This is a genomic window from Legionella sp. W10-070 (genome assembly GCF_900640175.1).
GTDB lineage: Bacteria > Pseudomonadota > Gammaproteobacteria > Legionellales > Legionellaceae > Tatlockia.
Genome location: NZ_CAAAJC010000010.1, coordinates 12,893 through 31,235, shown reverse-complemented (window position 1 = coordinate 31,235; position 18,343 = coordinate 12,893). Strand labels below are relative to the sequence as shown.

Sequence of the window (18,343 nt, the reverse complement as noted above, 5' to 3'; positions counted from 1 at the left end):
TTATTTCTCAAACTGGGTTAAAAATACCTCTGCGAGTTGCTTGCTGACATCAGCAATCTCTAAATGAGGAACATAATTAGTCATTTGAGTCATTTTAAGTCTTGCAAAACCACAGGGATTTATCCCTTCAAAAGGTGTTAAATCCATTGCTACATTAAGAGCAATGCCGTGGTAAGTACAGCCATTTTTGACTCGTAAGCCTATTGAGGCAATTTTTTGTTCATTCACATAAACGCCTGGAGCACCAGTTCGTATAGAGGCTGCAATATCATAATTTGCAAGGAGGGTAATTAAAATTTGCTCCAGTTTGCATACTAAGGTCCGGATCCCAATGTTCCGCCTGCGGATGTCTGTGAGTACATAGCCTACAAGTTGGCCTGGCCCATGATAGGTTACTTGTCCACCTCGATCAGTCTGTATTACCGGGATAGAATTGGGGTTTAGGATATGTTCGGCTTTACCAGCCTGTCCCTGAGTGTAAACAGCCGGGTGCTCAAGCAACCATAATTCGTCCATAGTGTTACTGGTTCTTAAGGAAGTAAATTCCTTCATTTCATTCCAGGTAGTTAAGTAAGGTTGCATGCCTAAATCGCGAACATGAAGCATTATAGCACCATTTTAACATCGGGATGTTTCGTTAACTCAAGATAAAAAGCGTCCAGCGTCATTTGATCTTCCACATAGACAGTAATAGTAATGGAAATATAATTGCCTTGCTGACTTTCTTGATAGCGAATGGCTTCATCAAGTGTTGGCGGGAAGTGCTTGCGTGTAATATCGGAAATTTCCTTAAAGAAATCAACGGTGTGCTTGCCGATAACTTTTAGAGGGAAATCACAGGGAAATTCTATAATTGAATGTTTATCAGTCATCATTGTCCATCAATTAATTGTTGATACTTTTCATTAATTCGACTCCAGAAGGTTCCTCCATACCCTTCACCTATCATTGTATCATTAATACAAGTGACTGGATAAATCTCTTTAGTTGTACTGGTTATCCATACTTCCTGTGCTTTAAAAAGCATTTCAGCAGGAATTTTTTCTTCTCTCAATGACCACCCTAATGAACGTATTAGCTCAATAGCAATTTGGCGTGTGATACCGGGAAGGCAAAAATTATCTAAAGGAGGGGTCCAGATAATGTCATTTTTATCCACTAAAAACACATTATTTGCACTGCCTTCGGTCAAAAAGCCATTACGAGATAGAATAGCAGTATTGGCGCCTTTTGACACAGCATCATTATTAAGTAGAATATTTGCCATTAACGATGTGGTCTTTATATCACAACGCAGCCAACGAACATCCTCAATAACTTTTGCTTTCAACCCTTGCTTTTTAGCTGTAAATGTAGGGTAAGGCATATGAAGGGTGTAGGCAATAACAGTAGGTTGTATATTATCAGGAATATCATGTTTACGAACGCCCTGATTGCCTCGAGTGATTTGCAGGTATAGTTGTAAATCTCCTCCACCATTTTGTTTAATTAGTTCTTTGAAAATGGCAGGCCAGTCTAAATCGGGTTTGGTTATCTTTGTTTCTGTCAGGTTTTTTTCCAGCCGTTGGAGATGTTCATCGACAAAAAAAGGACGTCCTTTATAAACCGGAATAACTTCATAAACAGCATCAGCAAATAGAAATCCGCGATCGTAAATGGAGATTTTCGCTTCATCTGCCTTGCAATACGTACCGTTAATATAAGCAATACCTGACATGATGCTGTCTCTTAGCCAAACCAGCGATGGAATATTAATCGAATAGAATCTTTCATGCGCGTAAAAATACCACCTCTCGATACAGTCTCCAAAGCATAAAGCGGTTGAGTACTGATAATGGTATTATCAAATTGCACGATTAATTCGCCCACTTGTTCGCCTTTCTCAATAGGGGCCTGCAGATTTTGGTTAATTTTAGTATTAACGCTTAATCGTTGATACTGACCATTGGGTATGGTAGCGAATTGAGCTTCATTTAAACCTACTGCCAATGTATTTTTAACGCCTTTATAGAGAGGCACTTCTGTCATTGGCTGGCCTTGTTTGTAAAGTTCATGGGTTTCAAAAAAACGAAAACCATAATTAAGCAAGCGTTCACTGTCGTCCGCTCGCGCCGCTTCGCTTGGCGAACCGAGGACTACTGCTAATAAGCGCATGCTTTGCCGTTTGGCGGATGAAACCAGACAATAGCCAGCCTCAGTAGTATGCCCGGTTTTTATCCCATCAACCTGGCTGTCCCGCCATAATAAGCGGTTGCGATTAGGTTGGCGTATGCCGTTGTAAGTAAACCATTTTTGTTTATACCAATGATAATACTGAGGGAAATTATTAACTAATGAGCTGCCAAGTATGGCCAGATCTTTGGCAGTAGTATACAAATCTGCATGAGGCAGTCCTGTGCTATCGGTAAAATGACTGTCCTTCATTCCAAGGGTTTGCGCTTGTTGATTCATAATGTCGGCAAATCCCGCTTCGCTACCTCCCAGATGTTCAGCCATTGCCACACAGGCATCATTCCCTGAGTCAACAATAATACCTTTAAGTAAATCTTCTATCGATACTGACTGCCCCTCCTTAACAAACATCCGTGAACCGCCTGTTTTCCAGGCATCACGACTAATCCGAACGTTGTCATTAAGATGAATTTGCCCATTATTGAGAGCATTAGAGATGACATATAAGGTCATCATTTTAGTCAGACTTGCAGGGGGTAATTTCTCTTCACTGTTTTTTTCAGCAATAATTTTTCTACTGTTAACATCAATAAGGATGTAAGCTTTGGCATTAAGGGTAGGTGGAGATGGGGTAATAAGTGGCTTGTTACTCATTGCAGTAGCAGAGTTTGTCGCAGGTAAGTTGGTTTTGGGCAGGGTGTCTGTTGCTGCATAAAACGTAGTAGTCTTGATTAACAAGGCTACCGCCAATGATACTCCACAGGATGATGAGAACAGGGACTTCATGTTTTCTATACTCGTAGTTACAAAATTAATAATCTTACCACAGCCTCAATCCTGCAACCAATCAGATTATTGTATCGGGATGCGATAAAGCTGTGGCTTTTCCTTAAAAGTTGTAGCTGGATGGAGCGCTAGCGAAATTCGGGAGCATGTATTTATTATTAAGATCCGATCCCATTCCGCTAGCGCTCCATCCGGGTCATTACTATCATTAGTTACTAACCGCAGTTCTAATCGCATCCATTGTATCGATGCTTATCAACATTCTCTTGAGAAGAGATTTAGTATTTGATGTAATGACTGTTTGATAATAAATAATTTGAGTGAAGTAATGCGATTTTTTTATTTATTTGCCTTATGTTTTCTGACAGGCTGCGTATCGGACTCTATTCCCGATGCATTGGAGTCTAAAGCTGCTCAATCTACTTATTCATCATCAAACAAGAAGGGCAACTCTCGGTACACTATGGAGCAAGATGGAGCGCCAGCAGGTCCGCTCCCTGTCTCCTTTAAGGAGGTAAGTCCTAAACATGAGCCACTTAGCCGCTATGGTAATCCGGATTCCTATGTCGTAGAAGGGCGAGTTTATGAGGTGATGAAAAGCTCAAGTGGATATAAAACTCGCGGTATAGCTTCATGGTATGGTACCAAATTTCATAAGCAAAGAACGTCCAGTGGGGATAACTATGATATGTACGCAATGACAGCAGCCCATAAAACGTTGCCTTTACCTACTTATGTGAAAGTAAGAAATTTGGGTAATGGACGAGTTGCCATTGTTAAAGTGAATGATCGGGGGCCTTTTCGTAACGATAGGGTAATTGATTTATCTTATGCAGCGGCAGTCAAATTAGGTTTGCTACCTCAAGGAACTGCTCCAGTTGAAATAGAAGCACTTGATACAGGCAAGCACACTGCGCACTACTATGTACAGGCTGGTGCATTTGCTTCACAAGAATTGGCGAATGCCTTACAAGGCAGGCTTGAAAAATTAACACCTTCTCCTGTAATTGTTGAACAATATAATCAACAATATGTAGTAAGGGTAGGGCCGTTTGCGGATAAGCAAATGAGTGATTATTTAAAAAATAAACTGGCTGCTAACGGTATTCAGGGTGCTTTTTCTTTATTGCGGTAACACCCTCAATTTAATTTATCCATGCTCGTTAAGAGAATCCGGTCAATGGATTCCCTTAACGCAGGCTGGGTTGTACAGCCTGCCCATAAGAAACTATAAACACCTTTCTTCAGACTCTGGTGTTTATTCCATATTTATTTATACATTTCCTTCATACGTCTGGTGGTTTCTTCCTCAGAGACATCTTCAATATGTGTGGAAATATACCATTTATGGCCAAAAGGATCTTCCAGAGTACCACTGCGATCGCCATAAAACTGATCTTCTACTTTTCTGAGTAATTTAGCGCCGTGTTTAACAGCTTTCTCCGCTACAGCATTAACATCTTCTACATACAAATGTATGCCTACTGGCGAACCGCCATAAGATTCTGGTGCTTTTGCTTCCATATCAGGGCACTCATCAGCAAGCATAAATTTTGATTCGCCAATGGTAAGCTCTGCATGCCCTATTTTTTTGTCTGGACCTTCCATAAGCAGAACTTCCTTGGCATTAAATACTTCTTTATAAAATTCAATTGCCTTGGTGCCATTGCTGACAATCAGGTAGGGTATAATGGTGGAATAGCCTTCCGGCAAATAAGAGGTCTGCTTGTTCATCCTGTCTATCTCCTTAAGAGTGATTATCTTGAGTATTTAACTTCATGTAGAAATGGTTAACTTTTCAGTACTTGCTTTCTTAACAACAGCTAAAATGATTGCACTTCCAGCTAACCCTGCAGTTGCTAATACCATGGGCAATATTGCACCGACCTGGGCAATCAAGCCAGTAAAAATTGATGTTAATCCAAAGCAAAGCGCCATGATAGAACCAGTAACACCCATTACCCAACCCTGTTCATTCTCACCTACCTGGTCTGAGAATATGGTTAGTAACACCGAGTAGGCAACAGACAAACTCATACCAATAAATAAAGTGGCGACCCATGCTACCCACTCTACATTAATCAACAGTGTCAGCAATACATAAGCAGCAGTTAATGATAAACCAACAATGACTATTGAATCATGTGGAAAACGCTTTGCACAGGCATCGACAATATAGCCACAACCAATACTAAAGCCCAGCCCCATTACGGCGAGAAAAAATGAGTTTTCAATTGCTGAATAGTGATAAGTTTGAAAAAGATAAAGTGAAATGAAGGAAAAATAATTGGACCAACCAAAAATCATTACCAGCAAAACCACAGAATACTTATAAATTGACGGGTGCTTGAAGGCTGATATGAAAATATGGATAGCATGATGCCATTTTATGTTTACTTTACCATGTACTTTGGTAAACGTCTCTTTAAAGAAAAAATGCAACAGAAGGGCGTTTATCAAGGCTAATATTGCGGCAAAATACATTGGCGTTGTAAAATTAAACCAGCTTAATAAACGATGATCGGATAAAATACCGCCAAAAATAGGCCCGAAAACAAAACCAAGAGAGACAGCCAGTAAAATTAAACCAATGTTTCTTGCTTTATGTTCTTCCGAGCTGATATCAACAATTGCTGCCTGTGCAATTGGTTGGCTTCCTGAGGTGAAGCCTGCAATGATACGGCCTATAATCAGCAGCCAGAAACTATGGGCTGAAATGGCAATTGCGGCAAGGAAATAACCCAGAAAAGAGCCAATTAAACAGATCATTAATGATTTTTTTCTACCAATGCTGTCAGATAGATCACCTAGAATGGCCGCTCCAAAGAACCAGCAAATCATAAAAATACCAATAGTCAGACCATAGTAGAAGTCACGCACACCGAGACTGATGCTAGCTGCCAGAAAACCAGATTGAGGCTCAATTAAAATAGTATTTAAAATGGGAAATAACAATCCTAACCCCATGCCGTCAATAAATAACACCAAGAACAAGGGTAAGATTGAAATTAGAGATTTGGTTTTAGTCATGGGGTCACCTGATGAAGTTCACGATTACGTCATATCTCAACAGTAAGCAACTTGTTTATAGATTTATAGAACTGTATTTAATTGATGTTTGTTACCGGAGCGGGGTAGCTTTGTTCCACATCGATTTAACAGATACTTGATAATAAAGTTTAATATAAAACAAAAACAGGCAGCTGCCAACAGGATTAATAAGAGATGGGTAAAGGTATGAGTATAATGTGCCTTAAGCTGTAAGACAGTTACTTCTCCAGGCTTAATGGCAGTTAAATTGGCCAATTTACCAGATAGAAATGCACCGATACCTAAAGAAACAAAAAAGATCCCCATCATCGTGCTCACCTTTTTACGGCTGGCAAGTACCGTTATTGCTGATAGGCCAACAGGCGACAGTAACAACTCTGCGATTGATATCATTAAATAAGCAGGGAGGAAATAAAGTGGAGACAGCAAGGTTGCTCCTTGACTGCCATGACATACCACAGTAATCAGAGTATAGGCAATTGTCATAAAAATAATGGCAAGAATAAATTTATTTCCGGTTCTTATGCCGCTTTGCTCGGGATTCAGGCGTTGCTTTTTACCACGGGATAGAAAATAACCAAATACAATCATCCCGATACTTTGAATACTGACATAGTAGGGAGGGGGAAAGAGTATGCCAAATAGTTTGGGTTCAACAACCCGCGATATAAAAAGGGTCAATGACAGAAACATTTGGAAATAAAAAGCCCAAAATACGATAGAAATAATACATAACAATCCAATCACGGCAGTTTGTTTTGCCTGATTTGGCGATTCGCTTTTGATTGAACGAATCAAATAAGCCAGTGACAAAAGGATAACGGTTATAAAGGCAAAGTCAGCAAGGTCAGGATAGTGAAGAATAAGGTAAGATGTTACCCATACCAGTGAAATTATAAAAGTTGCCTTAATTACGCGAGTGAGGGTCAGCCTGGAAGGATGATAGTCAGCAATTTGATAGCGATGGATACCGAAAGCAAATACTGAGAATGCGATAATCATGCCTATTGCAGCACTGGCAAACGCTGTTGACCAACCAAAATAATAATTGAGCTGGCTTGGAAGAGTAGTTCCCAGTATGATTCCAGTAGTTATTCCCATGTAAAAAATAGTAAACCCACTCTCGCGCTTGGGAGAATTTTCAGGGTATTCATTGCCGAGTAAAGATGAAATGTTAGGTTTTAGAAGACCTGTTCCTACCGCGATACCTGCCAGTGCTGCGGTCAACATCTTGTCAGAAGTCAGCAAAAACAAGGATAAGTAACTAAAAAATAAAACAGTCGCCCCGGCAAGGATGGCTTTTTTCTGGCCGAGCAAATAATCAGCTATCCAACCGCCGACCACAGGTGAGAGGTAGGTTAATGCAGTAAATGTCCCTACCAGATTATAGACGCGCTCATCTTGCCATTTAAAATAAAAAGCGAGGTATAGTGCCAAAAGAGTCTGCACCACATAAAACCCATAGCGCTCCCACATTTCAGTGGCAAAAAAGATACTTAGCGTAGGAGGGTGTTTTATTTGTTGGTTTTGCACAATGATTCTAACTACAAAAACAATTCTGCCAGTCTATCATGCTGCATGTTATTTTGACAGTATGCCATTTCAATTTATCGTTCACGGCAGTTATTTGCTAGTGTATGATAGTTTTGATTAATTGCATGAAATACCAGTTTCTGTGGCTTGGTCGCGAGGCATCGGCAAGAAAGCGGCATATCCCTTAAGGCAATATTTTGAGATTAAACATTAACCTTGATTTATTTTTACTGTGATCGATCCTGGGATGGAGAAAAAAATGGCAAAAAATAACGATCGAACTTCTATAAGAGCTAGTAGGGGAACGCAGCTGGAGGCTAAAAGCTGGCTTACTGAAGCTGCTTTGCGCATGTTGTGTAACAACCTGGATTCTGATGTTGCAGAAGATCCTGAATCCCTTGTCGTTTATGGGGGAACGGGACGTGCGGCACGCAATTGGACAGCGTTTGATAAAATAGTTGAGGTACTGAAAAGTCTCGATGAAAATCAGACATTGCTTATCCAATCAGGTAAGCCTGTTGGCGTTTTCTCCACTCATGAAGATGCACCTCGCGTATTAATTGCCAACTCAAATCTGGTGCCTCACTGGGCTAATTGGGAGCATTTTAATGAGTTGGATAGAAAAGGCTTAATGATGTATGGGCAGATGACAGCTGGAAGCTGGGTGTATATTGGTTCACAAGGGATAGTACAGGGAACGTATGAAACATTTATTGCTTGTGCCAAGAAGCATTATCGAGGTGATTTAACAGGCCATTGGGTATTAACGGCAGGGCTTGGTGGCATGGGAGGCGCCCAACCTTTAGCTGCAACGATGGCAGGAGCCAGTGTTCTTGCTGTTGAATGTGATATTTCCCGTTTGGAAAAACGTTTAAAAACACGGTACCTCGATAAATATACGGATAACTTAGAGGAAGCACTATCCTGGATTGAGCAGTCCTGTGAACAAAAAAAGCCATTATCAGTTGGCCTTCTTGGCAATGCTGCCGAAATCTATCCAGAACTCATCAGGCGTGGTGTCAGACCCTCTATAGTGACTGATCAGACCAGTGCTCACGATCCTTTAAATGGCTATTTACCGCTTGATTGGTCTTTGGACGAAGCCGAACAGATGAGGGAAACGGCTCCCCAGAAAGTCATTACAGCGGCCAAAGCATCAATGGCTATTCAAGTCAAAGCAATGCTCGCATTCCAATCTCAAGGTATCCCTGTCTTTGATTATGGAAATAACATCCGCCAAATGGCGTTTGAAGAAGGTGTGAAGGAGGCATTTACCATCCCTGGATTTGTTCCAGCTTACATCAGGCCTTTGTTTTGCGAAGGAATTGGGCCATTTCGCTGGGTAGCTTTATCTGGTGATCCTGAGGATATTTATGCAACGGATGAAAAAGTCAAAAGCCTTCTTCCAGATGATAAGCATTTACATCGTTGGCTGGATATGGCACGTGATAAAATTGCCTTCCAGGGATTGCCAGCAAGAATATGCTGGGTTGGTTTAAAAGATCGCGCCCGTTTGGCATTAGCCTTCAATGAAATGGTCAAAAATAAAGAAGTGAAAGCCCCTATCGTTATAGGCAGAGATCATCTTGATTCAGGTTCAGTTGCCAGCCCGAATCGCGAAACAGAAGGTATGCTTGATGGCAGCGATGCTGTTTCTGACTGGCCTTTGCTCAATGCGTTACTAAATTGTGCCAGTGGGGCTACCTGGGTCAGTATTCATCATGGTGGTGGAGTAGGTTTAGGTTTTTCTCAACATGCAGGGATGGTTATCGTGGCAGACGGTACAGACAAAGCTGCTGCTCGACTTAAGCGAGTGCTCCATAATGATCCGGCAACCGGCGTTATGCGTCATGCCGATGCAGGTTATCAACTGGCAAAAGAATGTGCAAAGGCAAATAGTTTATGGTTACCTATGGAAGAATCCAGTAGGGGGAAGAATAATAGTTGAGCCTTATGGCTTTACCAAGGACTGAGTAAGGACAATGAAATGGAATTAGAAGCGGTATTTAAGCAGCTAAAGCAGGATTTTTCAGTAAATCCTAATCTATCGCAGGATGAACGACGAAAAAATTTGCTGCTGCTTAAACAGCTATTACAGGAAAACGCCAGTGATTTAGCAAGGGCTGTCAGTAGCGATTTTTCTTATCGACCTTATTATGAAACGTATTTGTTAGAAATTTTTATTGCCCTCAATGCAATTAACTATTGTTTAAAGCACTTAAAAAAATGGATGAAAAAGCGTAAACGCCAGGTTGCATGGCTTTTTAAACCGGCGCATGCTTATCTGTTACCCCAATCTCTGGGAGTGACAGGGATCATCGTTCCTTGGAACTACCCGCTTCTTTTGGCTTTGGAACCTTTAATCTATGCTTTGGCGGCAGGCAATGTTGTTATGATTAAAATGTCTGAATTAACGCCTCAGACTGGTGCGACTTTGAGTGGCTTGATAAAAAACTCTCCTCTAGGGAGGAGAGTGGCTATCGTAAATGGTGATATCGAAGTTTCCAGAGAATTTGCCGGGTTGCCTTTTGCTCATTTGTTGTTTACTGGTTCAACAGCTGTTGGTAAGAAAATCATGGAAGCAGCTGCTCGCAATCTGACCCCGGTAACCCTTGAGCTAGGCGGTAAATCACCTGCTCTCGTGTCTAAAACTATCAATCCGAACGATTTCAAACGTCTTTTTATGGGTAAACTTGTTAATGCCGGGCAAACTTGCATCGCACCTGATTACTTATTAATTCCCCAGGGATGGGAAAAGCGTATTGAAAACCTGTTAAAAGATTTTATTGCTCATCATTACCCCCAGTTACCAAATAATGGCGATTATTGCAGTGTTATTTCAGATGATCATAAAGAGAGACTGGAAGAGCTTATCAGGGATGCGCGAGAAAAAGGAGCAGATATCGTACAAATAGGTCAGGAGGTTGAGCAAGGTCGGAAGATGCCTTTTTTCTTGCTTTTAAACGTCAATGCTTCAATGCGTGTCATGCAGGAAGAAATATTTGGTCCTGTTTTTCCTGTAGTAGCTTATGATTCTTTTGCAGATGCTATCGACAAAATTAATTTATTAGCCAATCCTCTGGTTATTTATTATTTTGGCGATGACAGAAAAGAAAAAGAAATGTTGCAAAAAAAGACCCTTTCCGGAGCTTTGTCAATTAATGACACCTTAACGCATGTGGCAATTGATGATCTGCCTTTTGGCGGCGTTGGTGCAAGTGGAATGGGGCACTACCATGGTCAGGAAGGTTTTGATCTTTTTTCCAAATTAAAACCAGTGTTTGTTCAAAAGAGGCTATCTCCGGTAACCTGGTTCTATCCTCCTCATGGCAAGCTGGTTCACTACTTGTTAACATGGATCGCCGGTATTCGGCTTAAGGAGAAGAAATGACAAGTGTTTTGTTTATAAGCGGTGGAAGCCGAGGGATTGGCCGTGCGATCGCACATCGATTTGCACGTGAAGGAGCCTGTATTGCGATTGCTGCTAAAACCGATAAACCGCATCCTACACTGGAAGGAACCATCCATACTGTGGCTAAGGAAATTGAGGATCTTGGTGGTAGTGCATTGCCTCTGATGGTTGATGTAAGAGATGAGAACCAAATTCACCGAGCGATGGAGAAAACCATTTTAACTTTTGGAAAGCTTGATATATTAATCAATAATGCCAGTGCTATCAGCTTAACAGACACCCTTTCTACATCGATGAAGCGCTATGATTTAATGCAGGCTGTTAATACAAGAGCAACTTTTGCTTGCTCCCAGGCAGCTATCCCCCATCTTAAAAACACGGATAACCCCCATATTCTGACCTTATCTCCTCCTTTAACTATGGACAGTAAATGGTTTGCCCCGCATCTTGCTTATACCATTAGTAAATATGGTATGAGTATGTGCACGCTGGGTCTTTCTGAAGAGTTAGCATCCTATGGTATTGCTGTTAATTCATTATGGCCTCGCACTACAATTGCTACAGATGCAATTCGCGTTAACTTTCCAGAGGCCATTTACAGGGCAAGCAGGAAGCCCGAAATTATGGCTGATGCTGCTTATTGGATTTTAACCCAGTCGGCAAAATCATTAACCGGACAGTTTCTTATTGATGAGGAAGTACTCACGAAGGCTGGTGTTAAGGATTTTTCAGTGTATGCTATGGACCCAACAGTTGAGCCTTTTCCAGATTTATTTTTATGAGTGTTGAAATTTATACTGATGGTGCTTGTAAAGGAAACCCTGGCCCTGGTGGTTGGGGTGTATTGATGAGATATAAAGGACACGAAAAAACACTGTATGGTGGAGAACCCCATACTACTAATAATCGAATGGAGTTAACTGCAGCTATTAAGGGATTAGAAGCCCTGACAAAGTCATGCGAGGTCAATCTTTATACTGATTCGCAATATTTGCGTTTGGGAATGATGGAATGGTTGGCGCAATGGAAGAAAAAAGGTTGGCTTAATTCCAAAAAAGAACCCGTCAAAAACGCCGACTTATGGCAGCAATTGGATGTATTAACAACAAAACATAAAATTCATTGGCATTGGATAAAAGGCCATGCGGGACACCCTGAGAATGAATTAGCGGATAGTCTGGCAAATCAGGCAATTATTGAATTATTAAATACTTGATGTTAATCGATGAGTTAATGCTTCGGTGTTAAATTACAAGTTCAAATAGCTTCTACATCCATGAAAATGTTAATATACCTAACTCAAAAACTACCCTAAGGATTTTATGCGTCAAGTGGTTTTAGATACCGAAACAACGGGTATCGGACATGAGATGGGTCACCGAATCATAGAAATTGGTTGTGTCGAATTACTTGATCGCAAGCTTACCGGGAATCATTTCCACGTTTATCTTAATCCTCAACGTGCGGTGGATGAAGGTGCTTTTCGAGTTCATGGCATAAGCAACGAATTTTTGCAGGATAAACCATTATTTAAAGATGTCGTAGATGAGTTTATAGAATTTATTAATGGCGCCGAATTGATTATCCATAATGCCGCATTTGACGTTGGTTTCCTCAATGCTGAATTAAAGTTGCTTAACTGGGCATCCTTGCTGAATGATTACTGTTCCGTTTGTGATACCCTGATTCTTGCAAGAGAGAAGCATCCTGGTCAGCGCAACAGCCTTGATGCGCTTTGCAAGCGTTATGAAATTGATAACTCCAATCGAACCCTGCATGGGGCTTTGCTTGATGCAGAGATTTTAGCGTCTGTCTACCTGGCAATGACCGGAGGGCAAACAACACTGTTTGATAACGAATCTGAATTAATCGCCGCAACGGATAACAAGGAAAGACAGCCTGCGGAAATATTAACCAGTCGCTCACCTGTTGTCACTGCAACAGAGCGGGAGCTTCAACGCCACCAGGATTTCCTGGCATTTTTAATTAAAGAATCAGGTATTAATCGTTGGGAAACTGAAGAGAGTTAAAAGCGGCACTTAGGCTCTGCGAAAAAATTGGTTCACAGAGTCTAGAGGAAAAATAGAAAATCATGAAATTGTGCAATTATTGAACTATATTTAGAGTTAGGGCTTGAACAGTTCTGGAAGAGTCATGGAAGAATTGAAACCTCGCAGAATTTGGCTTATTGGCTTAAGCAGTTTATTTATTGGTTGCATCCCTTTAAGTCAAGCTGCGCAGCAGGCTAATATTATATCTCCTGAGAGTCCTTATTTAACGCTCGCCTCAAATCATACTTTTATATTTAATCCCCGATCACTTACCTGGAAAGCAGTTAAAAATGGTAAGGTCATCAAAAGCGGAAGGGCCTCAGGAGGCAGCAAATATTGCGCTGATGTAAGGCGTCCCTGTAGAACTCCTTCAGGGACTTATCGGATCATCAGCAAGCGGGGTGCTGATTGCCAATCCAGTCGGTATCCTCTGGGAAGGGGGGGCGCAAAAATGCCGTATTGCATGTTTTTTAGTAAATATTATGCAATCCATGGATCTTATGATGTACCTAATTATAATGCCAGCCATGGCTGTATTCGCGTCCATCCTGGTGATGCGCTTTGGCTGCACAGGAATTTTATAAGGATTGGTACCAAAGTTATTGTACACCCTTATTGAAATAAGAGAAGCTTATTATAGGTAATCTGCTCCTATTCGTCATCATCCATGCTAAAGGAGGAGCCACAGCCACAGGTTGTTTTAGCATTGGGATTACGAATAACAAATTGTTCACCCTGAATGCTTTGTACATAATCAATTTCAGCCTGACTCAAATATTGATAACTCATTGAATCAACTAGTAATTTCACTGAAGACTGACCATCAGAACAGGTTTGCATTACGATAGTGTCATCTTCCTGAATGTTTGCATCAAAAGTAAAGCCATATTGAAAACCAGAGCAACCTCCGCCGGTAACGAAAACCCTTAAATTTAAATCAGGATTGTCCTCTTCAGCAATTAAGGAAGCTACTTTATCTGCTGCGCTTACGGAAAAATAAATACCAGAGGCAGTGGGGGACGCATTAATTGCAGCCATGTTTACTCCAAAATACATTAATATTTAATTATACAACATTCTTTGCGTCCTATTGTATCTTAAACTGGGCTTGGGATACGATTAAAGCAGCGGTTTTTCCTTGAAAGCCTGGATGGAGCGCCACCAACCGCAGTTTTAATTGCCTCCCTGTCTATGAAGCTAACGAATAATCTGCTCAATGGTTGCTCCGCCTAAGCATTGGTTCTTCTCATAAAAAACGATATATTGTCCAGGCGTAACAGCTCGTTGTGGGCTTGCAAACATCACGATATGCTGGTTGTTGTCTGCTGGTGAAATAATACAGGCCTGCTCAAGCTGGCGATAACGTGTTTTTGCGTAACAGGTTAATGGCAATTCGATGTTATGCTCAACAAGCCAGTGAATTGGACTGCAGATAAGCCCCTGAGAGTACAGCATGGGGTGGTCTTTACCCTGGGCAACAACCAGAGTGTTGGTCTGGATGTCTTTATCAACAACATACCAGGGTTCATCGCTTCCAGATTGGCATCCGCCGATTCCCAGACCTTGACGTTGACCCAGGGTGTAAAACATCAAGCCATCATGTCGGCCTAATACTTCACCAAGGCTGCTTTTAATATCACCTGGTTTAGCTAAAATATATTCCTTGAGGAATGTTTTAAAACGCCTCTCACCAATAAAGCAAATTCCGGTGGAATCTTTTTTACTGTGGGTCACTAACCCTGATTCTTTGGCAAAATCTCTGATTTGTGACTTATGATAATCACCTATAGGGAACAGGGTTCTGGCAAGCGCTTGAGGTTCAACCGCATGTAAGAAATAGGTTTGGTCTTTTTCTCTATCCTTTGCTTTAAATAACTCGCCTTTATTATTGTTTATTCGCACCTTTGCATAATGCCCTGTAGCAATATAATCAGCCCCTAAAGTGAGGGCGTGATTTAGAAAGGCATTGAACTTAATTTCTTTATTGCAAAGAACATCGGGATTGGGTGTTCTGCCTTGCTCATATTCGCTAAGGAAATGGGCAAATACGCGATCCCAGTATTCCTTGGAAAAATTGATACTATGAAGAGGAATTCTTAATTGGTTGCACACTGCTTGTGCATCAGCCAGGTCTTCTGCTGCAGCGCAATATCCGTCTGTATCATCCTGCTCCCAATTTTTCATGAACAAGCCTTCGACCTCATAGCCTTGTTCGCGCAACAACCAGGCGGCAACAGAAGAATCAACGCCTCCGGACATGCCAACAATAACTTTACCTTTCATAAATTCAACATATATAAAAAAATTAACAATTTTACGCTATAATTAATTACTTTTAAAATTATATACCCATTCAGGGTCTGATTAAAACTGCAGTTAGTGTTAATTAATGGTAGCCCGGATTTCGCTGGTGCTCCATCCGGGCTACCATTTTTAAGGAAAAGCCGCAGTTTTCATCCCTCATCCAATAGCATGTCGTTATTGATTACATAAAGGGCGGTAATTTAAAGAGCGGTTTTAATCCCAGGGAGATTACTTTTCCCTTGATTCTCAACGTCCCGCGGCGTTGACCAGGAAAACTGCGCTGTTAATTGCTCCCCCAAAGAGTTGAGTGTAGTAATATTATGTTTATTAATTTAAAAACTATGGCAGCACAATCTGGACAAGAGCAAGTAAATATAAAGCTTCAAGAGCGATTACCAGCTCATGTGGCATCACCTTGTTCAATTAATTGTCAGTTTAGTGTTGAAAGCTTTGACCATTATTATTTGTTGACACTCAGTGTGGATACTTTATTAGAATTAACTTGTCAGCGCTGCTTAAAAGAATTTAGCTATCATTATCTTAACTTAACGAAATTGGCTATTTGCGATTCAGAGGAAATGGCAGAAGAGTTAATGGAGCGATATGAATGCATTGTGGCTAATAATCATATTGATCTGCAGGAACTGGTCACTGATGAACTCCATCTTTATGCACCAGAATTACATCCTGAAATGATACATTGTGATGGCGAAATTAATAAATTTATAATGACAGAGGCAGAATAAATCATAAATTATCCAAGTAACACTTGGATTACCATTAAAAAATAGGTAATATTCCGCCCCAATGAATGCAAATTGTCTAGGAGTAATACAATGGCCGTACAACAAAATAAGAAATCACGTTCAAGACGTGATATGCGTCGTTCGCACGATGCACTAACCAAACCAACTTTATCTGTGGACTCAACAACAGGTGAAACCCACCTGCGTCACCATATTACGCCTGATGGCTATTATCGTGGAAAAAAGATTTTAGATACTGATAACGTTTACGAACAAGAGTAAATCGCTTGAAAAACATTACCATTGCTATTGATGCGATGGGCGGGGATCACGGTTTAAAGGTGGTGATTCCTGCTTGCGTTCGCGCTGCTAGGCAAAACCCTGATTTGAAATTGCTATTGGTTGGTGACCAGGCGCAGATAAATGCCGGCCTGAAGAAATTTGCTGTGGCAAACAATCAGTTTTCAGTAGTTCATGCTTCAGAAGTGGTTGCGATGGATGAGCTGCCTTCTCATGCGATGCGTAATAAGAAGGACTCATCCATGCGGGTGGCAATCAATCTGGTTAAAGAGGGTCGTGCACAAGCCTGTGTAAGCGCAGGAAATACCGGTGCTCTTATGGCTACTGCTCGATTTGTTCTCAAAACCTTGCCAGGCATAGACAGGCCAGCAATCATTGCTGAGTTACCGACATTGGAAGGTAAAACCCGTGTTATTGATCTTGGTGCAAATGTTGATTCCTGCGCGGAGCACCTTTTCCAGTTTGCTGTGATGGGATCCGCTTTAATTCAGGCTGTTGATAAGAAACCAAAACCAAAAATTGCCCTGCTTAACATTGGTGTGGAAGAAATCAAGGGTAATGATCAGGTTAAACGCACCGCCCATATGCTTGCTGAATGTGGTTTAATGAATTATGTCGGCTATGTGGAAGGGGACCATTTTTATTCAGGTCAGGTTGATTTGGTTGTTTGTGATGGTTTTGTTGGTAATGTCACCTTAAAGGCTAGTGAAGGCTTGGCCAAACTCATGCTTTCAGTGCTCAAAGAATCATTCTCCAGAAATGTTCTTGCCAAATTGGTCGGTCTGATTGCTTTGCCTGCGCTTACTCACTTGAAAAAACGTATGGATCCGGCACGGTATAATGGTGCAAGCTTACTTGGTTTAAATGGGATTGTAGTGAAAAGTCATGGTGGTGCTAATGAACTCGCTTTTCAATATGCTATTGAAGAAGCGGTGCTGCAAGTAAAAAATAATGTGGTCGATTTGGTACGCGAGCAGATTACTGATTTTATTAATCAAGGTTTGTTACTATGAAAAATGCCATTATTAATGGGACAGGCAGTTATTTACCGGAGCACTCTGTATCCAATCAGGAATTAGAGTCCAGGCTGGATACCAGCCATGAGTGGATATACAGCAGAACAGGAATTAGCAGCAGACATATTGCCTCAGAACATGAAACCACCTCGTTTATGGCTTCTGAGGCGGCAAGAAAGGCGCTCGCAGCTTCCGATATTGAAGCTGAAGATATTGATCTGATCCTGGTGGCAAGTTGTACGCCAAATCATTTTTTCCCCAGCATGGCTTGCCATGTTCAAAAAGCACTTAACATTACCCGTCCTATCCCGGCTTTTGATATTGGTGCCGCTTGTAGTGGATTTATATATGCTACGGATATTGCAAAGCAATACATTAACACGGGTAATGCAAAGCATGTTTTAGTTGTTGGCAGTGAGAGTATGTCTCGGGCTTTGGACTGGACGGATCGATCGACTTGTGTATTGTTTGGTGATGGAGCTGGTGCAGTGATTCTGAGTGCAAGTGACAAGCCCGGCATCATAGCCAGCACGCTACATGCCTCCCATGATATAGACGCTTTATTGACTTATCCGAATTACACCTCACTGGAAGGTAAGGCTTTTATCGGAATGAAAGGCAACGAGGTGTTTAAAATCGCTGTGAATATTATGGGTGATATTGTAGATGAAGTTCTGCAAGCCTGTCATTTACAGCAATCGGATATTGATTGGTTAATCCCTCATCAGGCTAATATCCGGATTATTCAGGCTATCGCTAAAAAGTTAAATTTACCCATGTCGCAGGTTATAGTAACCATTGAGAAACAAGGCAATACTTCTGCAGCATCTATCCCATTGGCTTTAGATCACTCCATCCGGGAGCAACGTATAAAACGTGGTGATCTATTACTCCTTGAGTCTTTTGGTGGGGGAATGACTTGGGGTGCGATGGTTATTCGATATTAGTTAATTGCTTGTCGGAGTTAATTTA

At 41.2% G+C, this 18,343-nt stretch carries 20 protein-coding genes; 11 read left to right on the top strand and 9 right to left on the bottom strand.

The window, feature by feature from the left end:
* From lipB to E1O65_RS05750, 4 genes are read right to left on the bottom strand one after another with little or no spacing between them, the layout of a single operon-like run.
* The gene (gene lipB / locus E1O65_RS05765; protein WP_133132645.1) at positions 1–606 is read right to left on the bottom strand and encodes a lipoyl(octanoyl) transferase LipB; all 606 of its coding nucleotides are present in this window, start codon (positions 604–606) and stop codon (positions 1–3) included.
* Positions 606–875 carry a DUF493 domain-containing protein gene (locus tag E1O65_RS05760; protein WP_242601541.1) on the bottom strand — a complete coding sequence of 90 codons (270 nt, stop codon included), beginning with the start codon at positions 873–875 and terminating at the stop codon, positions 606–608. The genes lipB and E1O65_RS05760 overlap by 1 nt, the downstream gene beginning before the upstream one ends.
* The gene (locus tag E1O65_RS05755) at positions 872–1,717 is read right to left on the bottom strand and encodes a D-amino acid aminotransferase (RefSeq protein WP_133132644.1); all 846 of its coding nucleotides are present in this window, start codon (positions 1,715–1,717) and stop codon (positions 872–874) included. The genes E1O65_RS05760 and E1O65_RS05755 overlap by 4 nt, the downstream gene beginning before the upstream one ends.
* 11 nt (positions 1,718–1,728) lie before the next feature.
* On the bottom strand, positions 1,729–2,958 hold the full coding sequence (locus tag E1O65_RS05750; protein WP_133132643.1) for a D-alanyl-D-alanine carboxypeptidase family protein: 1,230 nt from the start codon (positions 2,956–2,958) through the stop codon (positions 1,729–1,731).
* 328 nt (positions 2,959–3,286) lie between these two features.
* Between E1O65_RS05750 and E1O65_RS05745 the strand changes: the two genes are divergently transcribed.
* Positions 3,287–4,093 (top strand): septal ring lytic transglycosylase RlpA family protein, encoded by an 807-nt coding sequence (locus E1O65_RS05745; protein ID WP_133132642.1) that lies wholly within the window; start codon positions 3,287–3,289, stop codon positions 4,091–4,093.
* A 134-nt stretch (positions 4,094–4,227) separates the two neighbouring features.
* Here E1O65_RS05745 and E1O65_RS05740 read toward each other — a convergent pair whose 3' ends face one another.
* The 3 genes from E1O65_RS05740 to E1O65_RS05730 all read right to left on the bottom strand — a co-directional run bounded on the left by E1O65_RS05740 (position 4,228) and on the right by E1O65_RS05730 (position 7,542).
* Positions 4,228–4,692 (bottom strand): VOC family protein, encoded by a 465-nt coding sequence (locus E1O65_RS05740; protein ID WP_133132641.1) that lies wholly within the window; start codon positions 4,690–4,692, stop codon positions 4,228–4,230.
* 42 nt (positions 4,693–4,734) lie between these two features.
* Positions 4,735–5,988: an MFS transporter gene (locus E1O65_RS05735; protein WP_133132640.1), complete on the bottom strand. Its 1,254-nt coding sequence runs from the start codon at positions 5,986–5,988 to the stop codon at positions 4,735–4,737.
* 63 nt (positions 5,989–6,051) lie between these two features.
* Positions 6,052–7,542 (bottom strand): peptide MFS transporter, encoded by a 1,491-nt coding sequence (locus E1O65_RS05730; RefSeq protein ID WP_133132639.1) that lies wholly within the window; start codon positions 7,540–7,542, stop codon positions 6,052–6,054.
* Positions 7,543–7,801: 259 nt separating this feature from the next.
* Here E1O65_RS05730 and hutU point away from each other — a divergent pair, with 259 nt between their 5' ends.
* The 6 genes from hutU to E1O65_RS05700 all read left to right on the top strand — a co-directional run bounded on the left by hutU (position 7,802) and on the right by E1O65_RS05700 (position 13,624).
* A complete protein-coding gene (gene hutU, locus E1O65_RS05725) occupies positions 7,802–9,490 on the top strand; it encodes a urocanate hydratase (RefSeq protein ID WP_133132638.1) in 1,689 nt (562 codons plus the stop codon).
* 39 nt (positions 9,491–9,529) lie between these two features.
* Complete coding sequence (locus E1O65_RS05720) at positions 9,530–10,933, top strand: coniferyl aldehyde dehydrogenase (protein ID WP_133132637.1); 1,404 nt, start codon at positions 9,530–9,532, stop codon at positions 10,931–10,933.
* Positions 10,930–11,736: an NAD(P)-dependent oxidoreductase gene (locus E1O65_RS05715; RefSeq protein WP_133132636.1), complete on the top strand. Its 807-nt coding sequence runs from the start codon at positions 10,930–10,932 to the stop codon at positions 11,734–11,736. Before E1O65_RS05720 ends, E1O65_RS05715 begins: the two co-directional genes overlap by 4 nt.
* Complete coding sequence (gene rnhA, locus E1O65_RS05710) at positions 11,733–12,170, top strand: ribonuclease HI (protein ID WP_133132635.1); 438 nt, start codon at positions 11,733–11,735, stop codon at positions 12,168–12,170. Before E1O65_RS05715 ends, rnhA begins: the two co-directional genes overlap by 4 nt.
* A 106-nt stretch (positions 12,171–12,276) precedes the next feature.
* Entirely contained in the window at positions 12,277–12,984 is a 708-nt protein-coding gene (dnaQ, locus tag E1O65_RS05705) for a DNA polymerase III subunit epsilon (protein WP_133132634.1), read from the top strand.
* Positions 12,985–13,108: 124 nt separating this feature from the next.
* Positions 13,109–13,624: a L,D-transpeptidase gene (locus tag E1O65_RS05700; RefSeq protein WP_133132633.1), complete on the top strand. Its 516-nt coding sequence runs from the start codon at positions 13,109–13,111 to the stop codon at positions 13,622–13,624.
* Between the two features lie 32 nt (positions 13,625–13,656).
* On the opposite strand, the gene erpA is transcribed toward E1O65_RS05700, so the two are convergent.
* Positions 13,657–14,043 (bottom strand): iron-sulfur cluster insertion protein ErpA, encoded by a 387-nt coding sequence (gene erpA, locus E1O65_RS05695; RefSeq protein ID WP_133132632.1) that lies wholly within the window; start codon positions 14,041–14,043, stop codon positions 13,657–13,659.
* A gap of 159 nt (positions 14,044–14,202) precedes the next feature.
* Positions 14,203–15,288, bottom strand: a complete 1,086-nt coding sequence (gene mnmA / locus E1O65_RS05690) for a tRNA 2-thiouridine(34) synthase MnmA (protein ID WP_133132631.1) — start codon at positions 15,286–15,288, stop codon at positions 14,203–14,205.
* Between the two features lie 341 nt (positions 15,289–15,629).
* Here mnmA and E1O65_RS05685 point away from each other — a divergent pair, with 341 nt between their 5' ends.
* From E1O65_RS05685 to E1O65_RS05670, 4 genes are all read left to right on the top strand, one after another.
* On the top strand, positions 15,630–16,055 hold the full coding sequence (locus E1O65_RS05685) for a YceD family protein (RefSeq protein WP_133132630.1): 426 nt from the start codon (positions 15,630–15,632) through the stop codon (positions 16,053–16,055).
* A gap of 90 nt (positions 16,056–16,145) precedes the next feature.
* Positions 16,146–16,337, top strand: a complete 192-nt coding sequence (gene rpmF / locus E1O65_RS05680; RefSeq protein WP_133132629.1) for a 50S ribosomal protein L32 — start codon at positions 16,146–16,148, stop codon at positions 16,335–16,337.
* A gap of 5 nt (positions 16,338–16,342) precedes the next feature.
* Complete coding sequence (plsX, locus tag E1O65_RS05675) at positions 16,343–17,368, top strand: phosphate acyltransferase PlsX (RefSeq protein WP_133132628.1); 1,026 nt, start codon at positions 16,343–16,345, stop codon at positions 17,366–17,368.
* Positions 17,365–18,318: a beta-ketoacyl-ACP synthase III gene (locus tag E1O65_RS05670; protein WP_133132627.1), complete on the top strand. Its 954-nt coding sequence runs from the start codon at positions 17,365–17,367 to the stop codon at positions 18,316–18,318. The genes plsX and E1O65_RS05670 overlap by 4 nt, the downstream gene beginning before the upstream one ends.
* The last annotated feature ends 25 nt before the right edge of the window (positions 18,319–18,343 follow it).